Source organism: Streptomyces sp. SPB162, from assembly GCF_029504575.1.
Lineage (GTDB): Bacteria > Actinomycetota > Actinomycetes > Streptomycetales > Streptomycetaceae > Actinacidiphila.
On sequence record NZ_JAQFII010000001.1, the window covers coordinates 6536045 to 6556671 of the forward strand.

18 protein-coding genes are annotated in these 20627 nt (G+C 69.3%); 15 read left to right on the forward strand and 3 right to left on the reverse strand.

Going from position 1 to position 20627, the window contains the following annotated elements; genetic code table 11:
- Positions 1-109: 109 nt before the first annotated feature.
- Complete coding sequence (locus M2266_RS29520; RefSeq protein ID WP_277440928.1) at positions 110-529, reverse strand: PRC-barrel domain-containing protein; 420 nt, start codon at positions 527-529, stop codon at positions 110-112.
- A gap of 209 nt (positions 530-738) precedes the next feature.
- Here M2266_RS29520 and M2266_RS29525 point away from each other — a divergent pair, with 209 nt between their 5' ends.
- On the forward strand, positions 739-2463 hold the full coding sequence (locus M2266_RS29525) for an IS1634 family transposase (protein WP_277438000.1): 1725 nt from the start codon (positions 739-741) through the stop codon (positions 2461-2463).
- Positions 2464-2974: 511 nt separating this feature from the next.
- Here the strand turns inward: M2266_RS29525 and M2266_RS29530 are convergent.
- Together M2266_RS29530 and M2266_RS29535 are read right to left on the reverse strand one after the other, a co-directional pair.
- Positions 2975-4405, reverse strand: coding sequence for a flotillin family protein (locus M2266_RS29530; RefSeq protein WP_277440929.1), 1431 nt, complete (start codon positions 4403-4405; stop codon positions 2975-2977).
- A gap of 71 nt (positions 4406-4476) precedes the next feature.
- Positions 4477-4986 (reverse strand): hypothetical protein, encoded by a 510-nt coding sequence (locus M2266_RS29535; protein ID WP_277440930.1) that lies wholly within the window; start codon positions 4984-4986, stop codon positions 4477-4479.
- 769 nt (positions 4987-5755) lie between these two features.
- Here M2266_RS29535 and M2266_RS29540 point away from each other — a divergent pair.
- The 14 genes from M2266_RS29540 (at position 5756) to M2266_RS29610 (ending at position 20594) form a co-directional block, all read left to right on the forward strand.
- Entirely contained in the window at positions 5756-6211 is a 456-nt protein-coding gene (locus M2266_RS29540) for a hypothetical protein (RefSeq protein WP_277440931.1), read from the forward strand.
- Between the two features lie 177 nt (positions 6212-6388).
- Positions 6389-6739, forward strand: coding sequence for a DUF6192 family protein (locus tag M2266_RS29545; protein WP_277440932.1), 351 nt, complete (start codon positions 6389-6391; stop codon positions 6737-6739).
- Between the two features lie 2 nt (positions 6740-6741).
- The gene (locus M2266_RS29550; RefSeq protein WP_277440933.1) at positions 6742-7161 is read left to right on the forward strand and encodes a hypothetical protein; all 420 of its coding nucleotides are present in this window, start codon (positions 6742-6744) and stop codon (positions 7159-7161) included.
- Positions 7162-7203: 42 nt separating this feature from the next.
- A complete protein-coding gene (locus M2266_RS29555) occupies positions 7204-8064 on the forward strand; it encodes an IS5 family transposase (RefSeq protein WP_346780939.1) in 861 nt (286 codons plus the stop codon).
- A 665-nt stretch (positions 8065-8729) separates the two neighbouring features.
- Positions 8730-9683: an IS481 family transposase gene (locus tag M2266_RS29560; RefSeq protein ID WP_277440934.1), complete on the forward strand. Its 954-nt coding sequence runs from the start codon at positions 8730-8732 to the stop codon at positions 9681-9683.
- A 1069-nt stretch (positions 9684-10752) separates the two neighbouring features.
- On the forward strand, positions 10753-11028 hold the full coding sequence (locus M2266_RS29565; protein WP_277440935.1) for an STAS domain-containing protein: 276 nt from the start codon (positions 10753-10755) through the stop codon (positions 11026-11028).
- Positions 11029-11154: 126 nt separating this feature from the next.
- On the forward strand, positions 11155-12240 hold the full coding sequence (locus tag M2266_RS29570; protein ID WP_277440936.1) for a helix-turn-helix domain-containing protein: 1086 nt from the start codon (positions 11155-11157) through the stop codon (positions 12238-12240).
- Between the two features lie 99 nt (positions 12241-12339).
- Complete coding sequence (locus M2266_RS29575; protein WP_277441413.1) at positions 12340-14163, forward strand: NAD-binding protein; 1824 nt, start codon at positions 12340-12342, stop codon at positions 14161-14163.
- Between the two features lie 411 nt (positions 14164-14574).
- Positions 14575-15870 carry a molybdopterin-dependent oxidoreductase gene (locus tag M2266_RS29580; RefSeq protein WP_277440937.1) on the forward strand — a complete coding sequence of 432 codons (1296 nt, stop codon included), beginning with the start codon at positions 14575-14577 and terminating at the stop codon, positions 15868-15870.
- Positions 15867-16448 carry a hypothetical protein gene (locus M2266_RS29585; RefSeq protein ID WP_277440938.1) on the forward strand — a complete coding sequence of 194 codons (582 nt, stop codon included), beginning with the start codon at positions 15867-15869 and terminating at the stop codon, positions 16446-16448. The genes M2266_RS29580 and M2266_RS29585 overlap by 4 nt, the downstream gene beginning before the upstream one ends.
- Positions 16449-16814: 366 nt before the next feature.
- Positions 16815-17669, forward strand: coding sequence for a glycosyltransferase family 2 protein (locus M2266_RS29595; protein ID WP_277440939.1), 855 nt, complete (start codon positions 16815-16817; stop codon positions 17667-17669).
- Complete coding sequence (locus M2266_RS29600) at positions 17666-18349, forward strand: DUF2064 domain-containing protein (RefSeq protein WP_277440940.1); 684 nt, start codon at positions 17666-17668, stop codon at positions 18347-18349. The genes M2266_RS29595 and M2266_RS29600 overlap by 4 nt, the downstream gene beginning before the upstream one ends.
- Complete coding sequence (locus tag M2266_RS29605) at positions 18346-19089, forward strand: methyltransferase domain-containing protein (RefSeq protein ID WP_277440941.1); 744 nt, start codon at positions 18346-18348, stop codon at positions 19087-19089. Before M2266_RS29600 ends, M2266_RS29605 begins: the two co-directional genes overlap by 4 nt.
- 80 nt (positions 19090-19169) lie before the next feature.
- Entirely contained in the window at positions 19170-20594 is a 1425-nt protein-coding gene (locus tag M2266_RS29610; protein WP_277440942.1) for a glycosyltransferase family 87 protein, read from the forward strand.
- The last annotated feature ends 33 nt before the right edge of the window (positions 20595-20627 follow it).

Here is a 20627-nt window from a genome sequence, read left to right on the forward strand (position 1 = left end):
CTGCTTGTGGCGCTACTCAGGCGCAGGCAAGCCTGGTCCCGCCGCCCGCCGCCCGCCGCCCGCCGCCCGCCGCCCGCCGCCCGCCGCCCGCCGCACCGGGAGGCGGGGTTCAGGGGCGGCCGGGGAAGGCGGGGTAGAGATATCCCGGCCCCCAGAACGGAGGAACGCCGTAGTAGCCGTACACGCTCTCGTAGTAGTCCGGCAGGTCGGCAAGCTCGGGGTCATAGGCAGGTGCTCCGGCCACATGCTCGGCATGCTGGTCGATGAATACCTGCTCGTCGGTGATCCTGACGACAGCATCGACCGGGATGAAGGACTTCGTCTCGCCGAATCCGAGAAAACCGCCGTGGGCCACCAGCAGGAAGCGGACCTTGCGCTCCGATGTGTCGATCAGAAGGTCCTCGACACGGCCGATGTCGTCGCCGACGGCGTCGGTCACCCGGCGCCCACGGACATCCTCCTCGGGGCTGCTCACCGATTGCTGTGAATCGCTGATCTTCGTCAGGATCGGCGTGTCGTCCGTCGTCATCGGGTTCCTTCGCTAGGAGGTGTGTATTCAGCCGTCGCTCCGGTGGGAGCTCCTGCGTTCCGCGTAATTCGGCGGGTCTAGAGGGTCCGATGCGGTGAAGTGCCTGGTCAGTAGACTCGTTGGTGCCGAACGGGCTGGAATCACCTAGAGAAACGCTTTTGGCTTACTCTCCAATAACTGCATGGCTCAGGCGTGTATTGTCTAGAGCGATGTATGTGAAGACGACGAGCCGGAAGACCAAGAGCGGCACGGTCCGCTACCTGCACCTGGCCCACAACACCTGGGACGCGTCGGCGGGTCGGTCGGTGCCGAAGCTGCTGTACGGTTTCGGCCGCGAGGACCAGCTGGACACCGATGCGGTGCGCCGCTTGGTCGGCTCACTGTCCAAGCTCCTCGATCCGGCTGCCGCGCTGGCGGCCACCGCCGAGGCGAGCACGGAGCTGGACTTCGTCGAGTCCCGTCCCTTCGGCGGTGCGTATCTCCTGGACCACCTGTGGCAGCGACTGGAACTCCCCCGCATCGTGGCCTCGTTGGGCACCCGGGGGCGAGGCCGTCCACGGAACGTCGAGGCCACCGAACGCGTCCTGTTCGCACTGGTCGCCAACCGCGCACTGGCCCCGTCCTCGAAACTGGCGGCCGCCGAGTGGGTCAACCACGACGTGCACATTGACGGCCTGGACCGCATCGACGACGACGCCTGCTACCGGTCGATGGACTGGCTGCACCAGATACGCGAGAAACTGGAACAGCGGGTCTTCGATTCGGCCGCCCACCTGCTGAACCTCGAAGTCGACCTGCTGTTCTTCGACACCACCAGCACCTACTTCGAACTCGAGGACGCCGACCTGCCCGTCGCCCGCGACGAACACGGCCTCCCCCTCCCCGAAACCGGCGACGGCGACGGCGACGGCGGGAGCAAGGGCGGGTTCCGGACCTGGGGGAAGTCGAAGGACTCCCGCGACGACCTGCCACAGATCGTGATCGGGATGGCGGTGACCCGTGACGGGATCCCCGTGCGGGTGTGGTGCTGGCCCGGCAACACCGCCGATTCCGCGTTGATCCGCCAGGTCAAGGACGAGATGCGGGACTGGACCCTGTCCAAGATCGTATGGGTCGCCGACCGGGGCTTCGCCTCCGCGGCCAACCGCCGCTACCTCCGCTCCGGCGACCACCACTACATCATCGGCGAGAAGCTCCGCTCCAACTCCCCCGAGATCAAGGCCGCGCTCTCCCGACAGGGCCGTTACCAGGACATCGCGCACAACATGCGCGTCAAGGAAGTGAAGGTCTCCGAGAACGAACGCTTCGTGATCTGCCACAACCCCGAAGGCGCCACCCGGGACGCGGCGATCCGCACCCAACTGATCGCCCAGCTCACCGAGCTGATCGAGGGCAGCGACACCCTCTCGGACTACAAGCGCGGCGAACTGCGCGGCAAGATCACCGCGAAGCCCGGCCTGAACCGCTACCTCCGGACCACCCCGGCCGGCAAGCTCCGTATCGACGCCACCAAGGCCAAGACCGAGGCGAACCTGGACGGCAAGTACCTCCTGCGCTGCAGCGACCCGAAACTCTCGGCCGAGGACATCGCGCTGGGCTACAAGCAACTCCTCGAAGTCGAGCGCGGCTGGCGCGACATGAAGCAGATCCTCGACCTCCGCCCGGTCTACCACCGCCTCGAAGAACGCATCCGCGCCCACGTCATCCTGTGCTGGCTCGCCCTGCTGCTGATCCGCATCACCGAGACCACCACCCGGGCGACCTGGCCCACCATCCGCCGCGAACTCGACCGGCTCCACCTTGGGACCTTCACCGGCCCCGCCGGCACCTTCCGCCAGCTCACCGAACTCACCCGCACCCAGCGCGACCTGCTGAACAAGCTCGACATCCCCGCCCCCAAGAAGATCGTCGAGCTCACCCCAGAACCCCACTGACCAGCCACAACCCCCACGCCTAGAGACACGCCCCCACGGCGTGTCCAGACGTGTTTCCCCAGGTCACAGCACGAATCAACACTCTATGCACCGCGAATTATGCGGAACCCAGGGAGCTGAAGAGGCGCCTTTGTGGACATCCTGCTGGGTGTCGCGGGGCAACCCGTGCCAGCTGACTGCCCGTGTCGCGTCTACCCGACCCCTGACGGGGCACACAACGCACCACCCCAGGCGAACCGCGGAATCGTGCGCGGAAGGCAAGGCCCGAAGCGGCCCGTTCGCCGTTCGGCATCCGCTGTCCTCGCGCTGCCGCGCCGTCGGAGGCTTCATCCGGCGTGCTGCCGTGGCACCGGGACGGAGCGCTCCACGGGCTCTTGGTCTGCGTGGAACGTCGGGGTCGCCCGCGGCGCTTCCCTGGTTTCCGTTCAGAAGAACATCCCGTCGCCCTCATCAACGGTTGACGGTCGCAGGGCTGGCAGGGCGGCCCGCCGGCGTGGTTGGGCGACAGGAGTCAGTCGGAAATCTCGATCTTTCCGTTGGTTGATTCGGCGCGTGTGGCAAGCGGAGCGTCGATGTTCCGCTGGGTGCTGCTCCTGAGGAGTTCTACGAGGTCGACGCCGGTGGTGGAAGTGAGCAGTTCGAGTCCCTGGGCGACGTTGTTGGTGACCGTGCGGGAGAGCTGGCTGGCTCCGTCGGTGGAGATCACCGTCATCTTGTCGATGGCGCTGAGCGGCTCGGCGGCCTTCGCGACGACCTGCGGGAGCACCTCGACCAGCATCTGGATCATGGCTGCGTCGCCGTACTGGGCGAACGCGTCGGCCTTCTTCTGCATGGCCGCGGCCTCTGCGGAGCCCTTCGCGGCGATCGCGGAGGCTTCGGCCTCACCCTCGATCCGTACCGCCTCGGCGAGTGCGGCGCGGTGCTGCTGCTCTCCCAGGCCGGTCAGGCGGGATCGCTCGGCGTCCGCTTCGGCCTGCTTGACCAGGCCGATCTTGTGCGCTTCGGCTTCCTGCTCCGCCTGGTAGCGGGCGGCGTCCGCGGGCTTGCGGACCTGGGTGTCCAGTTGCCGGTCGGTCAGTGCGGCCTGCCGCTGGGCGACCTTCTCCTGCTCGGCGAGGACTTCCTGTTGGCGGGCAGCATCGGCGAGCGGGCCGGCCGCGTTGGCCTTCGCGGCGGCGGCTTCGGTCTCGGCCCTGATCTCGGCCTGCTTGAGGTAGAAGGTCCGCTCGGCGATGGCGATCTCTTCCGCCGCCTTGAGCCGGGCCTGCTCGGAAGCCTGCCGGGCGATCGCCTCGGCGATGTCGGCTTCCTGCTTGGCGCGGGCTGCCTCCGGGCGGCCGAGGTCCTCCAGGTAGGAGCCCTCGGTGGTGATGTCCTGGATCTGGAAGGCGTCCAGGACCAGGCCCTGCCCGGACAGGCTCGCCTCCGCCTCCTCGGCGACCTGTCCGGCGAAGGCGGCGCGGTCGCGGATGATGTCCTCCACGGACATCCGGCCGACGATGGCGCGCAGGGCACCGGAGAGTACTTCCTGCGTGAAGCCGACGATGCCGTCCTGCTGCTGCAGGAAACGCTGGGCGGCGGCCCGGATGGCGTCCTCGTTCCCGCCGACCTTGACGATCGCGACGCCCTCGAGGTTTGCCTTGACCCCGCGCAGGGTGACGGCACCGCGCACCGCGATCGGGATGTGCCGACTCGACAGGTCCAGGGTGAATTTCTGCTGGACGAACGGGACGACGAAGACACCGCCGCCCACCACGACCTTCTGGCCGCTGTTGTCGGTGCTGATCCGGCCGGTCTCTGGGTTGGTGGACGACTTCCCGCGGCGGCCGGTGATGATGAACGCCTCGCTGGGGCCGGCGACTTTGTAGCGGGTGATGACGACGAGGGCGAGCAGGACGAGGAGTACGACGACTCCCACGACCGCGGCAACGACTGGACTCATGGTGGATCCCCCCTGCCTCCCGGGGGACGGCAGATCGATGGTGTTGGATGGAGATGGTGCGGAAATACCTGTCAGGGACGGACCGGGCGGACCTCGACCGACGTGGTCGACAGCGCCGACTCCACCCAGATCTCGGCGCCCCGCTCGATGGGTACCGGGCTCTTGGCCGCGAACTTCACCCGTTGGCCCGCCAGACGCAGCAGCACCTCGCCGTAGCCGTCGGCCGGAATGGCGGTGACGACAGAACCGGACGTGCCGATGAGGTCACCCCCGCGCGGGGTGGCCGACGTCTGGTCACGCATCAGCACGCGGCTGAGTTTCCACGTCAGCCAGCCGGTCGCGACACCCGCGAACACCCCGACGACCGTGGCACCGCCGGTCCCGAGCGAGGTGATACCCAGGGTGATCGCGCCGCCGAAGCCCAGCATGGAGACGAATCCGGCGATCACCGGAAGCGACAGCAGTCCGTCGAACAGGCTGTCCAGCACACCGTCGAAGAGCCCTTCGAGGAAACCGTCGAAGACGAACGAGAGAGTGAGCAGGACGATCGCCGCCGTGCCGAGCGCAAGAAACCAGTTCATTCGCCGCGCCCCTCCCTCGTCGCTGTTCTCCGGGCCGGGCTGCATGGTCCCATGGGGGTGAGCTGGGTACATTGCCGCATCCCGGCAATCTTCACGCGTCTTTGATGCCGTCCTGTCCGGCCGGGCGGATTCTCGGCGCGGTACACCGGGACGTCCACTCGGGTGTGGGGGAGCCGGCTTCGCCCCAAGCTGCAAGGCGCAGCCGACCCGGTACTGTCGCCCTGTTGAGACGGCCTGGCGCATGCCGCGAACAGTTCCGTTGGCATACTGGTTGAGCCACCAGGCACACCTTGACGCCGGCCGAGCAAAGGACCCGTATGCGCCCGTGGCTTCGCCGAATAGCGACCGTCCTCGGATACGCCGCCGTGGTCCTGCTGGTTGCCCGCGAGGACGACTACAAGCAGCTCACGCGCAAGTAGGCGCAGCTGTTTGAGGACAACGTGAGATTCAGCGACGCTCCCTCGAGGAGCTGAAGGATGCCCGCACCTCGATCGACTCGATGGCGCAGAAGATGCAGCGCGAGATCGAGTAGCGGATCGAACCGGAACCGTACGGCTGAGACACCTGGGCCTGCCCCGTGCCGCACGGCCGAGTTCGGACTCCGGAGAATGTCTTGCCCCGGGACCCGACCGACGCCGGGGTCACCGCCACGCTTCGCGGTGTCTGCGGGCTGCTTCTCAGCGTGCTGGCGTGACGCCTTCCGAGGGCAGGCTGGGCGCCGCTAGCATAGTGGCTTCGCGACGACATCCGTTCGGAGAAGTGTGTGCCGATGCGCCCCGTCGATCTCTTGGCAGGCATGCAGCCACAGGCAACTGGGTGGTTCTACCGGCGACAGGCTCAACGCCGGCTCGTGGCGTTCGCCTCGGGTGCTGCGGTGAGCCTGCGCTGCAGACTCACCGCGCAATCCGACACGGGTGCTCACCCAGAGCATCTCAAGGGCCAGCTTTACATCGAGCCCCATGGGGTCGCCACGTTGTTCGTGAGCCTGCGCGGGTGGCACACGATCACGATCCCCGTGGGCGGGACCGTCATTCGTATCGCGACGGCTCGGCCGCAACGGATGTCCATCCACGGGAAGCGGACAATGACCCAGTACCGCGCACCGGAGGGCGACGACTTCTGGATCGAGACCGCTGCCCATGATGTCGGACTGCTGCATCAAGTGCTGATGTCTCCGCCTGCTAGAGCTCCGTTCAAGGCACGCGGCAATCCTGCCGGGGGATGAACGCAGGGCAGTCCCGGGGCCTTGGCCCTCTTCGCTCTGGTTCATCCCAATCCCCTTGAGATCCTACTCAAGCGTCTTCAGAGAGTTGGCCGTTTTCCAGCGACGCCGTGACGTAGTCACCATCATGCGGCTCATGGTCCGGCAGCTGATCGTCTGCACGGTCACGGTATTCCGGCCGTGGCCCGCAAGGTCATGAAGGACGACACGGCCCGCAACAGTGTGAACCGGGCTCAGTTCGACAACTCCGAGCAGGCCCGCGATGACCTGCGCGAGCGCATGCCGGCGGTCCGGCAGATCGAGCACACCATCGAATATCTGGACCTGGTCGGGTCCTGCCACAGCTATGTGGCCTCGCTCGGCCGGCTGGTTCCGCAGCTGCGTGGCCAGGAGTTCACCGAGGACGAACGCGAGACGGTCCGACGGTCGGTGGCGAAGGTGCGGGCCGCGGCGGACTGGCTGGAAGCGGCGATCGAGGCGGGCGAGTTCACGCTGGACGAGCAGTTGGCACACCTGCTCAAGGGCGAATAGCCGTGGCCCGCGGGCCACGGCGGCCGCTCAGCGAGCACTACAGCGACCTGGTGCGGGTGTCGTTGATGGAAGCCAGACCCGCCGGTTTGCAGTCACGGCAGCTGACCGCTGCCACCCGGCTGACCGCCTCGCAGGTCAGACGCGGGATCCGGTATCTGCGGGACGTGGCGGCGGCGGAACATCTCACGCCGATCATCTGGCGGCGCAAAGACGGCTACATGTTCTCCGACGAACCCGCGGACTGGATCGAGTACGAGAAGTCGCAGTTCCGGCAGATCCTGGGCCGGCTCACCCGGGTGATCTCCGGAACCCTGGGCCCTCACCTGGAACGCTATCCGGACGACGAGTGGGCCCAGTTGGCCGTCGCCCAACTGACCGGCGTCACCTCCACCCTCGGACAGCTGGCCAAGGCCACGAAGTGACCGCTGTCCCAGAGCGCTGCCCCCTGCCACGCCGAGGCCCTGATGCCGCAGATCCAACGCCGCCGCCGCTATCCCTCCGACACCACCGCCGCCGAGTGGGCCCTGCTGGAACCGCTGCTGCCGGCCCCGGCCTGGCAGACGAAGGCCGGCGGGCGTCCGGAGAAGTGGCCGCGGCGCCAGATCGTCGACGCGATCCGCTACATCGTCGACAACGGCGCCAAGTGGCGGGCCCTGCCCGCGGATTTCCCGCCCTGGGAGACGTGTTACGGGTTCTTCTGGCGGTGGAGCAGGGCCGGGATCGTGGTCGGGATCCGCGACCAGTTGCGGCGGCGGATCCGCACGAACCTGGGCCGCTGCCCCTACCCGGTCACGCTGATCATCGACTCGCAGTCCGTGAAAGCGGCGGACACCGTGGGCAAAGCAACCCGAGGCTACGACGTGGGCAAGAAAATCAATGGCCGCAAGCGCCATATTGCCGTGGATACCAAGGACCTGCCAGTGATGATAATGGTCACGCCCGCTGACATGAGCGACCGCGACGCGGCACGCGAACTGCTCTGGCGGCTGCGGATCACACACCCGCAGATCACCCAGGTCTGGGCCGATTCCGCCTACGCCGGCCAGCTCGTGACCTGGGCCCAAGAGCGCCTGCACATCACCTTGAAAACCGTCCACCGGCCCAAGGGGCAGAAGGGCTTCGTGGTCCTGCCCCGCCGCTGGATCGTGGAACGGACCCTGGGCTGGATCATGCACGCCCGCCGCAATGCCCGGGACTACGAGCGCTTGCCCCAGCACAGCGAGTGTCACCTCACATGGTCAATGATCACCCTCATGACCCGGCGCCTGACCCGCAAAGATGCCCAGGGAACCAGCCGGTCGATGACACTCACAACCTCCGGCTAACCCCGACGCACTCCGCTCGCCCAGACCGATCCAATGGCGCACCGAGGCCAACTGGCCGTCAGCGCCTGCGGGCGCCGTGTGAGAGGGCCCGAGGCCGGATGGCCACCCTCGCCTCTATCGATGACCAGCAACACACTCTGACCTGGGATGACATCAGCCGTCCCGGCGCACCCTACGGCGGCGCAGACACTCACGCGTCAACTGCCAGATCGTAGTGATCTGCAAAACGCAGGCCCAAGCTATCCACCAGGCGGACCCTCCGGAGAGAGCCGCCTGAATAGCGGCAGTTAGCAGCATGACGCTGACCAGGACCGCCGCAGTCGAGGTCAGCAAGCTGAAGCGGTCACTCACGCGTGCACTATCGCCGAACATGCCCCTACTTGACTAGAGCGATGAGCGATCGAAAGACCGCCATCAAAAACAGGCACTGACCGAATACCGACTCCAGTCCGAGCACTTCATCGGACCCCGCTCCAACACCCAGGACTTCGTCAAAGTCGTCGTGAGGGCGCTGTTGATGCAGGTGGCGGGCATAGGGCTAGTTGTTCTGTCCCGGGAGGTTGTGGACAGTGGTGATGATCACCTTCGAGGGATCTTGAACGAGTGAGGGCCTTCCGGGTTCGGTGTGGATTGCGACATCTCCACCGAACGAACAGAAGGCCCTCATGCCCCACCGTAATGCACCGCTGACCGAGCTCGGACGCCTGCGTCTGGCCCGCTGCGTCGTTGACGATCACTGGCCGCTGCGGCGGGCCGCCGAACGCTTCCAGGTCTCACCCACCACCGCCCAGCGCTGGGCCACCCGCTACCGCGAGCTCGGCGAGGCCGGCATGGCCGACCGCTCCTCACGCCCGCACCACAGCCCCCGCCGGACCCCGACCCGCACCGAGCGGAGGATCATCAAAGTCCGGCTTCTGCGCCGCTGGGGACCGGCCCGCATCGCCTACCTGCTGGGCCTGAACCCCGCGACCGTCCACCGGGTCCTGGCCCGCTACCGCCTGGCCCGCCTGACCCATCTGGACCGCGCCACCGGCCGCACGATCCGCCGCTACGAACACCCCGCCCCCGGCGACCTGGTCCACGTCGACATCAAAAAACTCGGCAACATCCCCGACGGCGGCGGCCACAAGGTCCTCGGCCGGCAGGCAGGCCGCAAAAACCGCGCGAAGGCCGGCATGAGCTTCCTGCACAACGCCGTCGACGACCAATCCCGGCTCGCCTACAGCGAAATCCTCACCGACGAGAAGAAGGAATCCGCCGTCGGATTCTGGGACCGCGCACACGCTTACTTCGCCTCCTGCGGGATCACCGTCCGGCGCGTTCTGACCGACAACGGCTCCTGCTACAAGTCCTACCTGTGGCGCAACTCCCTCGCCGCACAAGGCATCGCCCACAAGCGAACCCGCCCCTACCGGCCCCAGACGAACGGGAAGGTGGAACGGTTCAACCGCACCCTGCTGGACGAATGGGCATACGCCCGCCCCTACCGCTCACAAGCCGAACGACGCGACGCCTATCCACAGTGGCTCCACATCTACAATCACCACCGCGGACACACCGCACTCAAAAGCCAACCACCCGCCAGCCGCGTCCCCAACCTCACGGGACAGAACAGCTAGTTGAGCATGTGGATGTCTGACGTCCGTGTGATCAAGGAGCTGGCCCATGCCCACCTGTACGACATCGTCGTATCCCGCGCTGGAACGCCTTGACGGGATAGGACATGTCGACGGGCCTTTCGCTGCTGCGATGGCTGGCCCGGATACCTGATCCGCGCAGTTCACGTGGGGTGCGGCATTCGCTGGCGGTGGTGCTGGTGATCGCGGCGCGTGCGGTGGTGGCTGGTCGGCCGGTCGCTGTCTGCGATCGGCCAGTGGGCCCAGGACCTGCCCCAGCATGCCCTCGAAACCCTCGACGCACGGTGTGATCCACGAACCGGACTCTGATGGCGGCCCTCGATCACACGAACGGTGTCATCCTGTGACCGCTCGAAGTGGACGGCAAGGAGAGCAAGATCGCCCGTTTCCAGCCCCTGCTCGACTCTATGGACCTGGCGGGGAAGGTCGTCGCCGCAGACGCCCTGCACACCGAGCGCGACCATGCCCGCTACCTCGCCGAAGACGAGCAGGCCGACTACGTCCTGACCGTGAAGCGGAACCAGCGGACCCCGTTCACCCAGCTCAGCCGGTCGCCGTGGGCGGAGGTCCCGGGCCGGTCCTGGACACGCGACCGGGGCCACGGGCCCGGGAACATCACGCCGCTCCGGCCGTCACCGTCCCCGCGGGCCTGCACTTTCCCCACACCGCACAGGCGGTCCGAATCCGCCGGACCGTCCGCCGCCTCCACGGAGAGCAAGCACACTGAGACCGTCTTCGGCGTCACCTTCCTGCCCCCGCACCAGGTCGGCCTCGTCCACCTCGGCGCCTACGTCCGCGCGCAACCGCGCCCCCATCACCTTCTGGACCGTTCACCCGCTACGGCGCCCCCGTCGCGGCCGTTACCATCGCCGTCTCTGACCTCTACATATGGCTTCGCTACTTTGCCCTCGCCTGAACCGCGAAGCGGCACCGGGCCGAACTCATCCACACCCCCCGCGTACCCACCAGGAGACCACCATGCCGGAACGAGGTTGGAGAGCATGGCGCACAGCGCGCGCTCCAGCGAATCGTGCAGGTCCACCGCGCCATCGTGAGTCTGCACAGCGAAATCAACCACGCGAATGCCCTACAGGTCGGACACCTGCTGGCAGATCTCCTTCAGGCATCGCCTGCCGAGATGCACCTGCATTTCGACGAAGTATCCCGGCTGGCCACGGCCGCCGCTTCACTCCTGTTCCCCCTGATGACGGCAGCCTACGTTCGCGACACCTCGATCATCATCCACCGCGCCGATCCCGTTCTGCGCGGCAAGCTCCACGAACTCGGCCTGGACCGACGGCTCACCTATGAAGATGACCCCGCCTGATGAACCGACCGGGCACAGCAACTGCCAGGGTGCCTGATGACGGCGTCTTCGCAGCGGCCTTTCGGGCACCCGAGGCCTTCTCACGTCCAACAACCGGCACCAGCCCGTCGAGACCCAGGAGAGCACGTGACGCAGCGAGAGATACCGGAGCACTATCTCGAGGGATACGCCGGCATCTTGGCCGAGGTGTGCCTGACGGGCCGCCGGCTGACCCGTGACGAGCTCGAATCGCGCCGGTTGCTGGGGGAGAGGGCAGCCGAGGACGGGCACGGCCTACGAGCCCTCGTTCGCGCCCATCTGGCTGCCACCCGAGCCGCCTGGCCGGATCTGCCCACAGGCACGGGCCGGCCCGACAGTGTCCTTGCCGCGGTGGAGCAGACGGTGGATGCTTTCACCGAAGGGCATGAGCGGGCGCAGCGGCTCGCGGTGCGGCAGGAGGAGGCGGCTCGGCGCGAGTTCGTCGACGACCTGCTCTACGGACGCAGTGACCTGGGACGGCTCGCCGAACGGGCCAAACACTTCGGGCTGCTGCTGTCGCAGGCACACGCCGTCGCGGTCGCCGAGGGCCCCGCCGCGTACGACGACACGGACCCCATCACCCGACGGGTGGAGGGCGCTCTGATCAGCCGGTTCGGTGACCGCCGGATTTTGCTCACCACGAAGGAGGGCCGACTGGTCTGCATCGCCCCAGGCGATCAGGCGGATGTCCTGACCCATTTCGCTCAGCAGGCGTATGCGGCGGTCGGCGGGGGCAGAGCGGCGATCGGCCGCGCCCACTCGGGTGCGGGCGGGGTGGTCCACTCGTATGAGGAAGCCCTCGGCGCCCTCGATCTCGCGGAGCGGATGAATCTCGACAGTGCTCTCCTTCGCGCGGCGGACCTGCTGGTTTTCCCGGTCCTGACCCGTGACCGGCAGGCAATGGCAGATCTCGTGCAGAGCACCCTGGGGCCGCTCATGCAAGCACGTGGCGGAGCCGAGCCACTCCTGGAGACACTGACCGCGTATTTCGACGCGGGCTGTGTCTCGGCCGAGGCCGCGCGGCGCCTCAGTCTGAGCGTTCGTGCCCTGACTTACCGACTCGACCGCATCCGCCAACTCACCGGCTCCGACGCCGCCGAGCCGATGCATCGCTACACTCTGCAGACCGCCGTGATCGGCGCCCGGTTGCTGGACTGGCCGACTGAGGGGATCCAGTCGGACCCCAGCGCATGATCTGTCCGGACGGGGTGGCCGCAGGACACCGCCTTGCGGCACTGTACGGGGGTGCCGAACCTCCCGAACCAGCTGCCTCCCGCGTCCCACGCCGGCCACATGGTGGTGTGCGGCGACGACGCGCTCGCGTACCGGCTCGTTCACGAGCTCAGCGGCGTCTACGGGACGCACGTCACCGCCCTCGTGCCGTCCCTGGAGCGCAACCATGCTCCGCGGATCGCCGAACTCGGCCTGCTTCCGGGCGTGTCGCTGACCGTCCTGGAGGCACTCGACCCGGACGAGGCGACGCTGCGCGCGGCAGGTGTGGACCGGGCGGTGGCAGTGGCGCTGACGTACGAGGATGACCAGACCAATATCCACGCCGCTTTGCGGGCCCGGCGACTCAACCCGGACGTGCGTCTGGTGATCCGCATGTTCAACCGCAAGCTCGGCCGGCATCTCGGCGAGATGCTGGAGCGGGCCTCCGCGGCCCGATCCCCTCAGCCGAGGTGGTCCGACATCGACGCGTCCATCACCGTGCTCTCCGACGCCGATACCGCCGCACCGGCCCTGGTCGCGGCGGCGGTCGTCGGCAGCAGCAAGGTCGTCCAGGCCGACGGCCTGCTGTTGCGCGCCGCCGAGCGCCCGGTGGGCGGTGCGGGGAGTCGCCCGCACTTGTGCACCCTGGCCCTGCTGCCGGACCCGGTCACCGACCTCAGCCGTGACGACCCGGGCGCTGATCCGCAACTGTTGCCTGACGACGCGGCGGTGAGTGCCACGGACGACGGCCGAAGCCGGGTGGTACTGGAGGCCATCACGCGCCGGCCCGGGCCCGCGACACCCCGCAGAAGGCTGCCGCGCGGGCTGCCGATGCGGGAGTTGTTCTCGCGGCGGCTGCGGTGGACCGTCGCCGGGCTGGCGGCACTACAGGGGCTTCTCGCCGTCCTGACGTGGCAGGTGAGCGGCGAGGCACCGTTGCGGGCGGCGTACTTGTCGATGCTCGACCTGCTGAGCCTGGGCGATCCGGCGCTCGGTGAGCCGACCGGGCGGCAGGTGCTGCAGCTGCTGTCCGGCCTGTCAGGGATGGCACTGCTGCCGGTGCTGTTCGCGATCGTCGTCGAGGCGTTGGGCGCTTTCCGCACCGCGACCGCGCTGCGCCCGCCGCCGCGCGGACTGTCAGGGCACATCGTGCTGCTGGGCCTCGGCAAGGTCGGCAGCCGGGTGCTGGACCGGCTGCACGCCCTGGACATCGACGTGGTGTGCGTCGAGCAGGACCCGCAAGCTCGCGGTGTCGTGCTCGCCCGCTCCCTTCGAGTGCCGGTGATCATCGGAGACGCCACGCAGGAGGGCCTACTGGAGGCGGCGAAGATCGGCCGCAGCCGTGCCCTGCTGGCCTTGACCAGCAGCGACAGCACCAACCTGGAAGCGGCCCTCTACGCGCGCGAGAGCAAGGCCGAACTGCGGGTGGTCATGCGACTGTTCGACGACGAGTTCGCCACCGTCGTCTCCCGGACCCTGCGCGCGTCCTACCCCCGGGCCACCACCCGCAGCCGCAGCGTTTCCACCCTGGCCGCCCCGGCCTTCGCCGGAGCGATGATGGGCCGCCAGATCCTGGGCGCCATCCCGATCGAGCGGCACGTCCTGCTCTTCGCCGCTGTCGATGTGCGGGGACTGCTCGAACTGGAGGGCCGTACCATCGCCGAAGCCTTCCGACCCGGCGCCTGGCGCGTCTTGGCACTCGACCTGGCCGACCCGGCGGAACGCCGCCCCGACCTGTCCGCCACACCGGAGAACGGCCCCATGCCGCGAGAGCCGGAACTCGCCTGGGAAGTGCCGTCGGGCTACGTTCTGCGACCGGAAGACCGCGTCGTCCTGGCAGCCACCCGCCACGGCCTCGCCCGCCTCCTGCGCCACGCCGCCCAGAGCGCACACAGCACAAGCTGAAGCCCCGCACCGCGACCCACCCCGGACTCTCCATGGCCGGTCGATAGAGCCAGTCGCCACGGACAAGGCGATCGACGCCATCACGTGGCCTTGCACGATCGTGGCGGTTCGTCAGGGTGACGTCGGAATGTCGTAAGGAGTCGCTGACGCTCGCGGACGGCCGCTACGGCATACGGTCATCTGGATACTTTGAGTGACCGAGAAGGGGCAGAGATGGACGATGGGCAGGATGCGAACCTTCCTCCCCTTCCGCGGCCTTCGGGGGGCGGCGCCAGTAGTTCGGGAGATGGTGCTTCTGAGCAGTCGGCTGCTGAACCGACCTCATCCGAGCCTGTGAGTCGGCACGATGGCGAAGCCCCCGCCCCTACTCCCGCTGATGCCGCGGAGCCGACGCCTGAGCAGCCTGGCCGGTTGCGGGCGCTGTTTGCGGCCGGCCCGCCGCCGGGTCCTGCCCGGCCGGGGTTCTGGCGCAGCCCGTTGCGCGGTCCGTGGCTGACGTCGGTGTTCGGGCTGATTCTGCTCGTAGGGATCTCGGTGATGTTCGTGACCGGGCTGCTGTCCTACGCCGCCTACAACCCGGATCTGTCGCCGGTCAACGACCAGACCCCGGACAAGGGGATTCTGGGCTTCTACCTGTTCTCCTGGCCGACCCATCCCTACTGGCTCTACCGCCTCCTGCAAGGTGTGCACGTCACGCTGGGGGTGGTGCTGATCCCGATCCTGCTGGCGAAGCTGTGGTCGGTGGTCCCGAAGCTGTTCTCCTGGCCGCCGGTACGCTCGGTCAGCCATGCGCTGGAGCGCCTGTCGGTATTGCTCCTGGTCGGCGGCGTGCTGTTCGAGTTCATCACCGGCATTCTCAACATCCAGCTGCACTACATCTTCCCCGGCTCCTTCTACACCCTGCACTTCTACGGGGCGTGGGTCTTCATCGGCGCGTTCGTCGTCCACATCGCCTTCCGCATTCCGACCATGGTCCGCGCCCTGCGCAGCCGCCGGATGCGCACCGAGCTGCGCACCCCGCTGGAGCGGACCGAACCCGAACCCGCGGACGACACAGGTCTGGTCTCACCGCGGCCGGCCCCGCCGACGATGTCGCGACGCGGCGCGCTGGGCATGGTGGGCCTGGGATCCGCGACCCTGCTCGTCGTCACGGCCGGGCAGAGCATCGGCGGGCCCCTGCGCCGCGTCGCACTGCTCGCCCCGCACGGCGGGCCGAACCCCGGCTCGGGTCCCGGCGGCTTCCAGATCAACAAAACGGCGGCCGACGTCGGCATCCAGGCCCGTGACATCGGGCCGGACTGGCGACTGACCGTACGCGCCGGCAACCGTCAGATCGTCCTCACCCGAGCCCAGGTCCTGGCGTTGCCGCAGCACGGAGCCTCACTGCCGATCGCATGCGTGGAGGGATGGTCCACCGACAACCAGGACTGGTCCGGCGTGCGGCTTGCCGACCTGGCCGCACTCGTCGGCCTGCACACCAGCCCGCCGGGCGTCGCGGTGGAATCCGTGCAGCGCGGCGGCGCCTTCCGGTCAACGGTGCTGCGGGACAACCAGGTCCGCGACTCCCGCTCGCTGCTGGCCCTGCGCGTCAACGGCGCAGACCTCACCCCGGACCACGGATACCCCGCCCGCATCATCGTCCCCGCCAACCCCGGCGTGCACAACACCAAATGGGTCACCCGCCTCACCTTCGGAGGCACCCTGTGAAAAGCCTCCGCGCCCGCTACGGCGCCTCACCCCTGCACCTGCTGCTCGTCCTGTGCTCCTTCGCCCTCACCGCGTACGCCGGGACCCGGCTCCTCAAAGGCGACACGCTCCGCATCGCGATCTGGTTCGCGGGCGCGGCCCTCATCCACGACCTGGTGCTGCTCCCGCTCTACACCCTCACCGACCGCGCAACCCAAGCCCTCGTCGGCTCCCGCGGCAGTGCCGGGAAACGCGACCGGCCCCCGACGACGTGGATCAACTACCTGCGCGTGCCGACCTTCGTCGCTCTGCTCCTGCTGATCACCTGGTACCCCTTGATCCTCAGCAAGGTCCCCGGTTACCAGCTGGCCACGGGCCTCCCCGCCGACGTGTTCCTCGGCCGTTGGCTGCTCATCGCCGCCGCCCTCTTCGCTGCCTCAGCTCTCTGCCTGATCACCTCGATGCGGCGCCACCGCACCCCGCGTACCGAGCCACGTACGCGAACAAAGGGAGCAGGGGACTCGTCGGATCCTTCTCCGTCCGCGAAACGTGGACGCTCGAGCCCATCTGAGCATGAGGCACCAGAGAATGACGCCTGAGACATGATGGGGCGTCGGCTGTCCCGCACAGACATCTGACCCGGGCGAGGGTCAGGTGCTGTTCTGGGCTGCGGCGCCGCAGCCGTTGGCCCCAGTGGTACCTGGGAGAGGTCAGCGTTCTCCTGATGTTCTTTCAGCCGTATCCACGTTCGGTGATCCGGGCATTCGCCGCCCCGTCAGCTCACTCGGCCACCTCCAGGATGTCCTGCTCCTTTTCGCCCGAGTCCAGGAAGCGGAAGGTAATGGCAGATCGCGCGGCCAGGTCCTAACGGAGGTGCCTCTCAGGGGTGAAGGCCGCGCCCAAGTGGTGGCCGTCCGTGTTTCGTAAGGATCCAAAGTCCGGAATGTCGGTTTCTGCTTCGTAGGGTGAGGAACGTGACCAACCCACCGACACCGCCCGTCGACGTCGTACTTCCCTGCCTGGACGAGGCCGGCGCCCTGCCCTGGGTGCTGGAGCGCATTCCGCCCGGATGCCGGGCGATCGTGGTCGACAACGGCTCGACCGACGGTTCCGCCGAACTGGCCGCATCCCTGGGCGCGACCGTGGTCAGCGAACCGCAGCGGGGCTTCGGCGCCGCCTGCCACGCCGGACTGCTCGCCGCGACCGCCGAGATCGTCTGCTTCTGCGACTGCGACGCCTCCCTGGATCCCGCCCTGCTGCCGTCCGTCGCGGACCCGGTGCTGCGGGGGGAGCTCGACCTGGTGCTCGGCCGCCGCCGGCCCACCACCCGGGGCGCCTGGCCGCCGCACGCCCGCCTCGCCAACCTCGAACTGGCCCGGCTCGTCCGCCGTCGTACCGGTCTGCGGCTGCGCGACCTCGGCCCGATGCGGGCCGCCCGGCGCGACGCCCTGCTGGGCCTGGAACTGGCCGACCGCCGGTCCGGCTACCCGCTCGAAATGCTGGTCCGGGCGGCCGACGCGGGCTGGCGGATCGCCGAGACCGACGTCCCGTACGCGCCCAGGACCGGCCGCTCCAAGGTGACCGGCACCTGGCGCGGGACCTGGCACGCCGTCCGGGACATGAGCGCGGTGCTGCGGCAGCCGGCGGCCGGCGCTGCGCGGGAAGGCCGGCCCGCCACCACACCGACCCGGCCCGCCACCGACTCCCGGCCCGCCACTGACTCCCAGGCCGTCAGCGGCACCGAGGCAGTCATCGTCGCTCAGCCCGCTCAGCCCGCTCAGCCCGCTCAGCCCGCTCAGGCCGTGCAGGTCGCCCGATGACCCGCGCCCCCGGCCTGACGACGCTGCTGGTGATCGCCAAGGAGCCGGTGCCGGGGCGGGTCAAGACCCGTCTCTCCCCGCCGTACTCGCCGCGGCAGGCGGCGGCGCTGGCCGAGGCGGCGCTCGCCGACACCCTCGACGCGGTCCTGCGCGCCCCGGCCCGGCGGCGGGTGCTGGTGCTCGACGGGGCGCCCGGCCGCTGGCTGCCGCCGGGCTTCGACGTCGTGCCGCAGGCCTCCGGCGGCCTGGACGAACGGCTGGCGGCCGCGTTCGCCGGCTGCGCCGGGCCCACGCTGCTCGTCGGCATGGACACCCCGCAGCTCACCCCGGCCCTGCTGGGCCCGGCGCTGGGGCCCGATGCCTGGCGGGGCTGCGACGCGTGGTTCGGCCCGGCGGAGGACGGCGGTTTCTGGGCGGTCGGCCTCGCCGACCCCGACCCCTCGCTCTTCCCCGGGGTGCCGATGTCGACGGACCGCACGGGCGCGGTCCAGCGCCGCCGGCTCGCCGGCGCCGGGCTGCGGGTGCGCGACCTGCCGGCCCTGCGCGACGTGGACACCGCCGCCGACGCCGCCGAGGTCGCTGGCCTCGCACCCGGCTCACGCTTCGCCGCCGCACTGCGCTCGGTGCGGACCGGTGCGCCGGCCGGCCTGGCCGCCACCGCCCGGACGGCGGCCGGATGACGCCCCCGGACGGCGCGACCGCGACGATCGCGCAGCGGCCCGGCGCCCCTGTTCCCGCCCCCGCTCCATGGATCGACGATCCGTACGGGCACGCGATCCGTTCCGGGCGCGGCCCGCTGTTCCTGCGCCGGGCCGACGGCTGGTTGCTGCCGCTGGACGTGGAGCGGTGGTGCGCGGCGCCGGACGTTGCCGACACCGCGCTGCTGTACCGGTGCCGGCGCGGCCCGGTGCTCGACATCGGCTGCGGGCCCGGCCGGCTGGTGGCGGCGATCGCCGCCACCGGCGTGCCGGCGCTCGGCGTGGACGTCAGCCCGGCGGCCGTGGCCCGTACCCGGGGGATCGGGGGCGCGGTGCTGTGCCGGTCGGTCTTCGACCGGCTGCCCGCCGAGGGCCGGTGGGGCACGGCGCTGCTGATCGACGGCAATGTCGGCATCGGCGGCGACCCGCGGGCGCTGCTCGCCCGGGTCGGCGAACTGGTCGCCCCCGGCGGCCGGTTGCTCGTCGAGGCCGCGGCTTACGACGTGGACGAGCGGTTCACCGTGCGGGTGGAGGACGGCCGGGGCCGGTACGGCCGCGACTTCCCCTGGGCGCGGCTGGGCGCGGCCGCGCTGCGCTCGGCCGCCGACGGCACGGGCTGGTCGGCCGTCGAGGAGTGGTCCGTGGACGGCCGCCACTTCGCGGAACTGTGGCGGGTCGACGTTTCGAATCCCGCTGACAAGAGCCCTGGTCAAAGCTCATGAACCTAGATATTCCTTACGGATTGCGGATGCGGGGCCCGGCAGGAACCCACCGGGCGGCTCGGCCTGCCACGGTGGACGGTGTGGGAGTCCGCACCGTATGCACCTCAGTCCTCGTCGCTGCGCTGACCGCCGTCGTCGCCGTCACCATCCGCTCGGGAAGTTCCGAAGCGCACCCCCAGCACCTCCTCTACTGGTACGCCGCCGCCTGGGCGCTGTTCGCCGGAGCCGCGTGGACCGTCCGCAAGGTGCCCGTACGCGCCGCCGTGGTCCTGGTGCTCGCCGGCAGCGCCGCGCTATCGCTCGCCGCGCTGAGCGGACCACCGCGCACCAGTAGCGACATGTACCGCTACGCCTGGGACGGCCGGGTCCAAGCCACGGGCATCTCCCCATACGCCTATCCGCCCGCCGCGCCCGAACTGGCCGGGCTGCGCGACCGCTGGCTCTTCCCACCTGGACAAGTCTGCATCGCCCCAGATGTCCACCGGCTGGGCGGCGGCTTCTGCACGCTGATGAACCGACCTGGTGTGAACACCATCTACCCGCCGGTCGCGGAGGGTTGGTTCCTCGCCGTCCACGCCCTGTCGCCCGACGGCGCCCGCCACAAGCCGACCCAGATCGCGGGCGCCCTGCTGGCCGTCGGGACCACCGCCGCCCTGCTCCTGGTCCTGCGGCGGCGCGGCGATCCGCGGCGCGCGGCGCTGTGGGCCTGGTGTCCCGCGGTGTCCTTCGCGGCGGTCAACGACGCCCACGTCGACACCCTCGGCGTGCTGCTGACCGTCCTCGCGCTCGGTAAGGCCGCCCTGCCGCGCCGCGGTGCGCTGCTCGGCGCGGCCATCGCCGTCAAACTGATGCCCGCGGTCGTCCTGCCGGGTGCCCTCGCCCGCCGCGGCCCGCGCGACGCCGCGCACGTCCTGCTGCCCGCCGTCCTGGTGATCGCGCTCGCCTATCTGCCGTACGTCCTGACCTCGGGCTTCGGCGTCCTCGGCTATCTGCCGGGCTATCTGCGGGAGGAGGGGTACGAGACGGGCAGCATCCGCCGGTTCGCGCTGCTGCGGCTGTTCCTGCCGGACTCCGTCGCCGCCCCGCTTGCGGTGGCCCTCATCGCGCTGACCGCCCTGTACGTCATGCGCCGCGGCGACCCGGACCGGCCGTGGAGCGGCGCGCTGCTCGTCACCGGCACCGCGCTGCTCCTGACCTCGCCCTCGTACTACTGGTACGCCCTGCTGGTGGTCGCGCTGGTCGCGCTCGACGGTCGCTGGGAATGGCTCGCCGTCCCCCTCGCGGGCACCGTCCTCTACATCGGTAACGCCATGGCACTTCCCAGCGAAACTCTCCAACCGTGGTCCTACGGGATCGCGGCGGTGACCGTCCTGGCGGGCGCTGCAGTGCGGGCATATGGCGAGAGGCAGCGGTCCAGAAATGCCATAGCGGCAAGTGGCACTGCCGCTCCGGTGATCGATGATTTCCTTGCCACCAGTACCCCGGAACCCACAGCCCGGAGGTGAACCCGGCGTCGATGTTCGACGCTCGTTGTCGTA